At 46.2% G+C, this 8,299-nt stretch carries 8 protein-coding genes; 2 read left to right on the forward strand and 6 right to left on the reverse strand.

What is annotated here, in order from left to right; genetic code table 11:
* Positions 1-400 precede the first annotated feature (400 nt).
* The 6 genes from rbsB to ACOSV2_RS10815 are packed head-to-tail and all read right to left on the reverse strand — an operon-like array spanning position 401 to position 6,065.
* Positions 401-1,339 carry a ribose ABC transporter substrate-binding protein RbsB gene (gene rbsB / locus ACOSV2_RS10790; protein WP_428975062.1) on the reverse strand — a complete coding sequence of 313 codons (939 nt, stop codon included), beginning with the start codon at positions 1,337-1,339 and terminating at the stop codon, positions 401-403.
* Positions 1,340-1,349: 10 nt separating this feature from the next.
* Positions 1,350-2,303 carry a ribose ABC transporter permease RbsC gene (rbsC, locus tag ACOSV2_RS10795; protein WP_428975063.1) on the reverse strand — a complete coding sequence of 318 codons (954 nt, stop codon included), beginning with the start codon at positions 2,301-2,303 and terminating at the stop codon, positions 1,350-1,352.
* Complete coding sequence (locus ACOSV2_RS10800) at positions 2,296-3,786, reverse strand: sugar ABC transporter ATP-binding protein (protein WP_428975064.1); 1,491 nt, start codon at positions 3,784-3,786, stop codon at positions 2,296-2,298. Before ACOSV2_RS10800 ends, rbsC begins: the two co-directional genes overlap by 8 nt.
* 18 nt (positions 3,787-3,804) lie before the next feature.
* Positions 3,805-4,191 carry a D-ribose pyranase gene (rbsD, locus tag ACOSV2_RS10805; RefSeq protein WP_428975065.1) on the reverse strand — a complete coding sequence of 129 codons (387 nt, stop codon included), beginning with the start codon at positions 4,189-4,191 and terminating at the stop codon, positions 3,805-3,807.
* Positions 4,188-5,078 carry a ribokinase gene (gene rbsK, locus ACOSV2_RS10810; RefSeq protein ID WP_428975066.1) on the reverse strand — a complete coding sequence of 297 codons (891 nt, stop codon included), beginning with the start codon at positions 5,076-5,078 and terminating at the stop codon, positions 4,188-4,190. Before rbsK ends, rbsD begins: the two co-directional genes overlap by 4 nt.
* 6 nt (positions 5,079-5,084) lie before the next feature.
* A complete protein-coding gene (locus ACOSV2_RS10815) occupies positions 5,085-6,065 on the reverse strand; it encodes a LacI family DNA-binding transcriptional regulator (protein ID WP_428975105.1) in 981 nt (326 codons plus the stop codon).
* Positions 6,066-6,606: 541 nt separating this feature from the next.
* Between ACOSV2_RS10815 and ACOSV2_RS10820 the strand changes: the two genes are divergently transcribed.
* Complete coding sequence (locus ACOSV2_RS10820) at positions 6,607-7,068, forward strand: NUDIX hydrolase (RefSeq protein WP_428975067.1); 462 nt, start codon at positions 6,607-6,609, stop codon at positions 7,066-7,068.
* Positions 7,069-7,614: 546 nt separating this feature from the next.
* Positions 7,615-8,076 (forward strand): NUDIX hydrolase, encoded by a 462-nt coding sequence (locus ACOSV2_RS10825; protein ID WP_428975067.1) that lies wholly within the window; start codon positions 7,615-7,617, stop codon positions 8,074-8,076.
* Positions 8,077-8,299 lie beyond the last annotated feature (223 nt).

Here is an 8,299-nt window from a genome sequence, read left to right on the forward strand (position 1 = left end):
ATTCTACAATGACTGCTCAAAATCGTGTATCGAGGGTTTGACCCCAAAATCTTCAAATGATGAACTGCCACTGATATTTAATCGTCAGTATTGTCTGGTCGAATGTAAATGTATGAAACAGTCCAGTAATCATTCTGAGCGTAAATTTCTCCAGGCGTTTTCGTATGTATCATTAAAATCCCCTCCTCAAAAAGATTATTAATGCAATACCAGTTTTTCATTCGATCTGCATTATTATAGATTCATGAGTTGTTCATCTTTTTGCATCAAATCTAATAGATGAAATCTATTTGGTTGCGAACCTGATTACAATTAATGCCACGTACCAAGGGTCTAACTTCATTATCCAAAAGAAAAAGCCCCTTCCGCACAAACACACGAAAGGAGCTTCCCACCTAGTCTATTCTTCTGTTGCCTCTATATTCTCCTCCGTTACCAACTTCAACGGAACCGGAATCTTCTTGTCTACTTTCTTCCCTGACAACACATCAGCCCCAGCCTGAACGGCCAACTGACCGATCTTCTCAGGCTGCTGAGCGACAGTCGCAGACAGATTACCATTACGAATGCTAGTCATTGCATCTTCATTTCCATCAAATCCAACGACTAAAACGTCACGACCAGAACTCTGGATCGCCTGCAGTGCACCCAACGCCATTTCGTCATTATGAGCGAAAACGGCTTTGATATCTGGATTCCCCTGGATCAGGTTCTCCATCGTATTCAATCCTTCGGTACGATCGAAGTTTGCAGTCTGCTTGGCCACGACATTTAGCTTTTCATCGGCGATGTTGTGGAATCCTGCTCCCCGCTCACGAGTGGCGGATGCTCCAGGGACACCTTCAAGTTCAGCAACCTTCGATCCTTCACCAAGCTGTTCGACGAGATATTGGCCGGCCATTTCGCCGCCTTTTTCGTTATCCGAGCTGACTAGTGTTGCGACGTCTCCTTTTTCCGCTGAGCGGTCAAGGGTGACAACGGGAATACCCAGGCTGTTGGCGGATTGTACGGCTGTGGAGATGGCCGCTGAGTCCGTCGGGTTGATGAGTAAGACGTTGACGCCCTGCTGGATGAGGTCTTCTACGTCATTGATTTGCTTGGCGGCGTCATTCTGTGCATCAACGACGACGACTTCCATGCCTTGTTTCTTCGCTTCGTCTTCTACCCCGTTTTTCATGGAGACGAAGAATGGGTTATTCAGTGTTGAAACGGATAGTCCGATTTTGATGTCTTCAGGGTTCGAGCTTTTATTTGGCTTAGCCCATTCCGGCGGCTGCAGGGAGCAGGCGCCGAGGAATAGGAGTGACAAACTGATTAGTAGTAACCATGCTTTTTTCATAGTATCCCTCCTACGCTGCTTTCTTTCGGTCGATGAGAACCGCGATGATGATGACGACACCCTTTACGACCATTTGGAAGAAGGATGACACGCCGAGCAGGTTCAGACCGTTGTTTAACGTTCCGATGATGAGTGCACCGATCAGTGTTCCGACGATCAGTCCGCGTCCGCCTGACAGGCTTGTCCCGCCTAGAACGACAGCGGCGATGGCATCGAGTTCATAGGATGTACCCGCTGTCGGCTGGGCTGAATTCAGGCGTGACGTCAGGATAGCTCCTGCGAGTGCTGCCAGTAAACCGGCCAGAGAGTAGACCATCACTTTGATGCGTGGTACTTTGATACCTGAGATCAGGGCTGCTTTTTCATTTCCACCGATGGCATATGTTTTGCGGCCGAACGGGGTTTTGTGCAGGATCACCCACAGGATCGCGAACGTCAGGATCATCGTGACGGCCGGTACTGGGATTCCTAGGAAGTATCCTCTTCCAAACAGTTGGAAGGCATAGCTGTCGCCAAGTCCCGTGATTGGATTTCCGTCAGTATACACAAGCGTCAATCCGCGGAACATTGTCATGGTTGCAAGTGTCGCGATGAATGGCGCCATTTTTCCTTTTGTGATGAGTAGTCCGTTGACCATTCCCATTAACGCTCCAAGTAGGCATCCGATCAGGATCGCAAGGATTGGGTCGATTCCCGATACCATCATCCCTGCCATGAGGGCACTGGATAAGGCGAGGATCGAGCCGACGGATAAATCGATTCCTCCGGTCAAAATGACGAAGGTCATCCCGTAGGCAATCAGGGCGTTGATCGCGACCTGTCGTAGTAGATTCAATAAGTTCAAGGGTTCTAGAAAACTAGGGTTGATGATGGATACGGTCGCAATCAGCACAAACAGTCCGAGTAGAGGACCGAGCTTTTGCATCAGATTGCCGACGTGATTCGTTTTGAGTGCGTTATTCATGTGCGTGACCTCCTGTCGCCAATGTCATGATTTTTTCCTGTGTTGCGTCTTCCTTAGATAGCTCTCCTGCGATGGTCCCTTCATGGACGACGAGGATGCGGTCGCTCATTCCGAGTACCTCTGGCAGCTCGGATGATACCATCACGATCGCGACGCCGCGGTCGGTGAGCTCGTTCATCAGTTGATAGATTTCACGTTTCGCTCCGACATCGACTCCCCGTGTTGGTTCGTCGAGGATGAGCACTTTCGGACCGATTCCGATCCATTTGGCGATGACCACCTTTTGCTGATTCCCGCCGGAAAGGTTCCGTGCGTGAGTCCGGGCTGATTCGGTTTTGATCGTCAGCCGTTTGATGAGCATTTCCACAAAGTCCTGTTCGCTTTTATCATTGATCAAGCCTTTCTTCGTGAAGCTGTAGAGGCTTGGAAGGGCGATATTATCCTTTAGGGAAAAATCGAGGACGAGACCTTCATCCTTCCGATCCTCGGTGATGAATCCAAGACCGAGCTTCACTGCCTGATCAGGTGTTTTAATGGTGACCGGTTTCCCGTTCACAAGGATTTCTCCATCATATCGCCCATCTAGTCCAAAGATGGTGCGCATGATTTCCGTCCGGCCTGCCCCCATCAATCCTGACACGCCGACGATTTCTCCTGAACGTGCTTCGAAGCTTACTTTCTCAAACAGTCCCTTTTTGGTAAGGTTCCGTACTTCAAGCATCGTTTCTCCTGGTTTGGAATCCCGTGCCGGGAAGCGGTCCGTCAGTTCACGTCCAACCATTTTCTTCACGACCTCATCGAAGTTCGTCTCGGGGATCGGCGTCGTATCCACCGTGCGTCCGTCCCGCATGACCGTGATGGTGTCACAAATCGTAAAGATCTCTTCCATCCGGTGGGAGATGTAGACGATCGACACGCCGGCTTTCTTTAAGGAACGGATGACGGTGAAGAGCGTCTCGATTTCCCGGTCCGTCAAGGCCGCCGTTGGCTCGTCCATGATGATGACTTTTGCATCCGTCATAAGGGCTTTGGCGATTTCGATCATTTGCTGCTGCCCGACCGAGCACTGACCCGCTTCTTTTGTGAGAGGGATGGAAATGTTCAGTTTCTTAAACTGCTCATTCGCAACCGCTTTCATTTTCCTCGTATTGATGAGACCGAATTGTGTAACCGGTTCCTTATTGATGAAAAGATTCTCAAGGACGGTCAACTCAGGCCAGACGTTCATCTCCTGATGGATGAAGGCAATGCCGAATTCCTCGGCCTGCTTCGGATCTTCAAACGTCATTTCGTTCCCGTCGATGGTGATCGTTCCCTGATCCTTCTTGTGAAGACCAGTCAGGATGTTCATCAGGGTCGACTTTCCGGCACCGTTTTCTCCCATCAGGGCATGGACTTCACCTTCCCCGATCTCGATGTCCACGCCTTCTAGGACAGAATTTGTTCCAAATGCTTTATGGATATTCTTCATGCTGATCTGCATGCTACTACCCCCTTTGTTTTAAAAAATGACTCCCGCGTGAAGGATACAATTCGCGTACGGTGTGACTTCCCCCGTGCGGATGACGGCCTTCGCTTTATGGGTTTCTTTCTTGAACTCTTCATGGGATACATACTGGATCCCGTCAAACCAAGAGGTCATCTGTTCGTGAACCCCTGCATTCGTTTCGACTTCCTCTGCAAGTGTGACTGTTTCGATGACCATTTCTTCCTTTAACAGTTCTACCACGTCAAGGAAGGATGGCTCTCCCGGTTTCAATGCCAAGTCGATTTTGACGACGTCTGACGGAATTGGGAGACCGGCATCGGCAACGACGATTGTATCCGTGTGGCCGAGATCGGCTAGTATTTTTGCAATGTGACTGTTCAAGATGCCATGTCGTTTCATTCTGCCAGCTTCCTTTCCACTTCGTCTCTTGTCGGCATTCCGCCCTGTGCCCCGAAACCGGTCACGGAAAGGGATGCGGCGCGGTTTGCGAATCGAAGACTTTCTTCCATTGATTGTCCTTCAGCCACGGCCGTTCCAAATGCGGCATTGAAAGTATCGCCGGCTCCTGTCGTATCGACGACTTCGACTTTGAAGGAAGGAACGAGGATTTCTTTTGTTCCGTTATGATAGCGGACTCCCGCTGCTCCTTCGGTGATGATGACTTTGTCAGGATATTGTTTCAGCGCTTCTGACGGCTTCATTCCTTTAAAGAGCACATCTGCTTCATGTTCATTCGGTGTCAGGTAGCTGGCACCATCGATGACTTTTTGTGAAATCTTTCGTGCCGGAGCCGGATTGAGTAGCAGTGGGACTTCAATCTTGCTGCACAGGTCTGCCACGTACTCTACCGTTTCCTCAGGGATTTCCTGCTGAATCATGATGAGATCACATGTTTTGAGGAAATCGGCTGTCTTTTCTACGTACTCTGGTGTCACAAGATCATTGGCCCCTTTTACGACGACAATGCTGTTGTCCCCTTCAGCGAGGATGATATGGGCGGTTCCGGATTTTTCACCTGTAACCGGTTCCACATGGTCGGTGTGAACACCGTTATTCTTAAAGTTTTCTAAAATCTCTTGACCGTACGGATCATCGCCTATACATCCGATCATGTAAACATCTGCCCCAAGCCTTGCTGCGGCAACGGCCTGGTTGGCTCCTTTCCCGCCTGGTACCGTGTCAAAGCTGTCGCCCAGTACCGTTTCTCCTGCACCGGGTCGTTTGGCTGATGTGACCACCAAATCCATGGATGAACTGCCGATCACGGCAATTTTCGCTTTTTTCATCTTCCTTCATCCCTTTCGTGTTGTGCTTCGCTGTATGAGTTCAACCGGAAGCTGAACAGTTGTATCGATATCTTTTTCTTTTCGTATCATTTTAATCAGAAGTGCCGCGGCCTGTCTGCCCATTTCGTAAGCTGGCTGCCTGATAGTCGAGAGCGCCGGATAAGAAAGGCTGCTCTGGGGGATGTCATCGTAGCCGATGATCTGCAAGTCTTCAGGTATCTTCTTCCCGATCCTCAGGGCCTCATGGAGAATCGCGATCCCGACGATATCATTGCTCGCGATGACCCCGTCCGTATCAGGATAGGTGGCGAACAGTTCCTCTGCCCAGCCCTTTGCATCTTCAAAGGAGAACGAGGTCGTCGACATCACGGTGAAATCAACGTCGGTCCCGCTTAGGTACTCGACGGCACCACGGAATCGGTCCTGTGCCGGCTTGACGTGGACCGGTCCCTTCATGACGGTGATCCGCTTCGCCCCTTTTTCAACCAGGGTCTTTGCCGCCAGGCGTCCCCCTTTGCGTCCGTCCGCGTAAACAGCCGGATAATTGTCCGTGGTCCGGTCAAGGAGGACGAGTGGGAGATTCAATTCACTATACAGCTGATCATGCTCCACATGATTGGTCGCAGAAATCATGCCGACGACATTGTTTTGAACAAAGGTCTGGATATAATCCATTTCCTTCTGGATGTTCTCGTCGCTGTTACCGAGAAGGAGCCTGAATCCAGCCTCACTCACTTCATCCTCGACCCCTCTCGCCAGCTGCGGGAAGTACGGGTTTGTGATATCCGGAAGCAGCAGTCCGATCAGCCTTGACTCCCGTTTGTAGAGAGAGCGTGCGACCTCATTCGGGCTGTAATTCAGCTTCTCGATCGCCCCCATCACTTTCTTCCTCGTCTCGGCTCCTACATAGCCGTTATCATTCAGCACCCGGGAGACCGTCGCAACCGACACCCCCGCTTCACTCGCCACATCCTTGATTGTTGCCACGCTTGTCACTTCCTGTTCGTTTGGTTGGTTATTTGTGTAACCGGTTACACATAAAATAACACATAGTTGTAATCGTTTGCAATAGTTTCGTTTCTTTTTTAAGGGAAAGATGTTTTGATAAGAAATGAGTGTCAATTACTTGTCCGTTTTTTCATCAAAAAAAAACATATCATAAACTGACAGATCAGCGACATACCATGTGGTAAAATAAGGATATAAATGAAATAGGAATGTGGCACTAACTGAAAACCAGCTAAATGAACCGGCAGTACCCTCTTCAGTTATTGTGCAAGATAGCGAAGTAAGAAACTAAATTTAAGGGGAGAAAGAGATTGGAGAAGGATAGGTTAGAACTGATTAAGGTTGGAAGTTTAGTAGTTATTGCCATTAGTTTGGCTATTATTGCTTGGCGAATGGGTAAGGTAGTTAAATATCTATACGATATAGCTCTGAAGTAAAACTCTTTTCTTTAAGCGGCGTTTGTTAAACCACCAGCCGCCCTTTGTTCAAGTAACGGGCAGGTAGAATTGAGGAGAAATGGATGTCTCAGGATGGAATTGTATTAATAGCAAGTGTATCAATCCTTAGTAATGATAAAGTGTTAATGATAAAAGAGAATAAACCCACTGCTGTCCTTAAGTGGAACTTTCCCAGTGGTCATATAGAGTATGACATTCTTTATTCAGCTCAGAGGGAAGTAAAAGAGGAAACGGGGTTAGATGTAAAACTGATTGGTACGACTGGAGTATATAATTTTATCAGTAATACGAATAATCAAGTCATTTTGTTTCATTTTATTGGTGAGGTTACTGGGGGCACATTATATCTCGAAGAAGATGAAATAACTGATAGTAAATGGATAAAAATAAAAGACCTATTAGCATTTGAAAATGAGGAATTACGAGAACCGCATGTATTAAAACAAATACTTAATAACTTATTGGAAGAAAACATCTATTCAATCAGCGTCATTAATGAACAACTTTTTAAGGGGTTTAACTAAAGACCAGCTGATCCTGTTAAGGCTATCGCCTTTATAATTAACAGGCAGGTTACTTGAAGAAGGAATCCAAATAATCGGTATCGAATTATTTTATAAATTTCATAAGGAGATAACAAACGATGCAGTTCAATACCGTTCACACTGATAGATTATTTATGTAATGTACGAAAGGCTGGAATAAGTCATGGTAAAAAAAGAAGCACCGATAATTCAAACAGAACGAAATGAAATAGGAATGTGGCACTAACTGAAAACCAGCTAAATGAACCGGCAGTACCCTCTTCAGTTATTGTGCAAGATAGCGAAGTAAGAAACTAAATTTAAGGGGAGAAAGAGATTGGAGAAGGATAGGTTAGAACTGATTAAGGTTGGAAGTTTAGTAGTTATTGCCATTAGTTTGGCTATTATTGCTTGGCGAATGGGTAAGGTAGTTAAATATCTATACGATATAGCTCTGAAGTAAAACTCTTTTCTTTAAGCGGCGTTTGTTAAACCACCAGCCGCCCTTTGTTCAAGTAACGGGCAGGTAGAATTGAGGAGAAATGGATGTCTCAGGATGGAATTGTATTAATAGCAAGTGTATCAATCCTTAGTAATGATAAAGTGTTAATGATAAAAGAGAATAAACCCACTGCTGTCCTTAAGTGGAACTTTCCCAGTGGTCATATAGAGTATGACATTCTTTATTCAGCTCAGAGGGAAGTAAAAGAGGAAACGGGGTTAGATGTAAAACTGATTGGTACGACTGGAGTATATAATTTTATCAGTAATACGAATAATCAAGTCATTTTGTTTCATTTTATTGGTGAGGTTACTGGGGGCACATTATATCTCGAAGAAGATGAAATAACTGATAGTAAATGGATAAAAATAAAAGACCTATTAGCATTTGAAAATGAGGAATTACGAGAACCGCATGTATTAAAACAAATACTTAATAACTTATTGGAAGAAAACATCTATTCAATCAGCGTCATTAATGAACAACTTTTTAAGGGGTTTAACTAAAGACCAGCTGATCCTGTTAAGGCTATCGCCTTTATAATTAACAGGCAGGTTACTTGAAGAAGGAATCCAAATAATCGGTATCGAATTATTTTATAAATTTCATAAGGAGATAACAAACGATGCAGTTCAATACCGTTCACACTGATAGATTATTTATGTAATGTACGAAAGGCTGGAATAAGTCATGGTAAAAAAAGAAGCACCGATAATTCAAACAGAACGA

Source organism: Rossellomorea sp. DUT-2, from assembly GCF_052665285.1.

What these genes read in the sequence shown, in the direction of transcription:
- ACOSV2_RS10825 (WP_428975067.1), top strand. Translation starts at nt 7,615, where the DNA reads ATGTCTCAGGATGGAATTGTATTAATAGCAAGTGTATCAATCCTTAGT.
- ACOSV2_RS10800 (WP_428975064.1), bottom strand. Translation starts at nt 3,786, where the DNA reads ATGCAGATCAGCATGAAGAATATCCATAAAGCATTTGGAACAAATTCT.
- rbsD (WP_428975065.1), bottom strand. Translation starts at nt 4,191, where the DNA reads ATGAAACGACATGGCATCTTGAACAGTCACATTGCAAAAATACTAGCC.
- ACOSV2_RS10820 (WP_428975067.1), top strand. Translation starts at nt 6,607, where the DNA reads ATGTCTCAGGATGGAATTGTATTAATAGCAAGTGTATCAATCCTTAGT.
- rbsC (WP_428975063.1), bottom strand. Translation starts at nt 2,303, where the DNA reads ATGAATAACGCACTCAAAACGAATCACGTCGGCAATCTGATGCAAAAG.
- rbsK (WP_428975066.1), bottom strand. Translation starts at nt 5,078, where the DNA reads ATGAAAAAAGCGAAAATTGCCGTGATCGGCAGTTCATCCATGGATTTG.
- rbsB (WP_428975062.1), bottom strand. Translation starts at nt 1,339, where the DNA reads ATGAAAAAAGCATGGTTACTACTAATCAGTTTGTCACTCCTATTCCTC.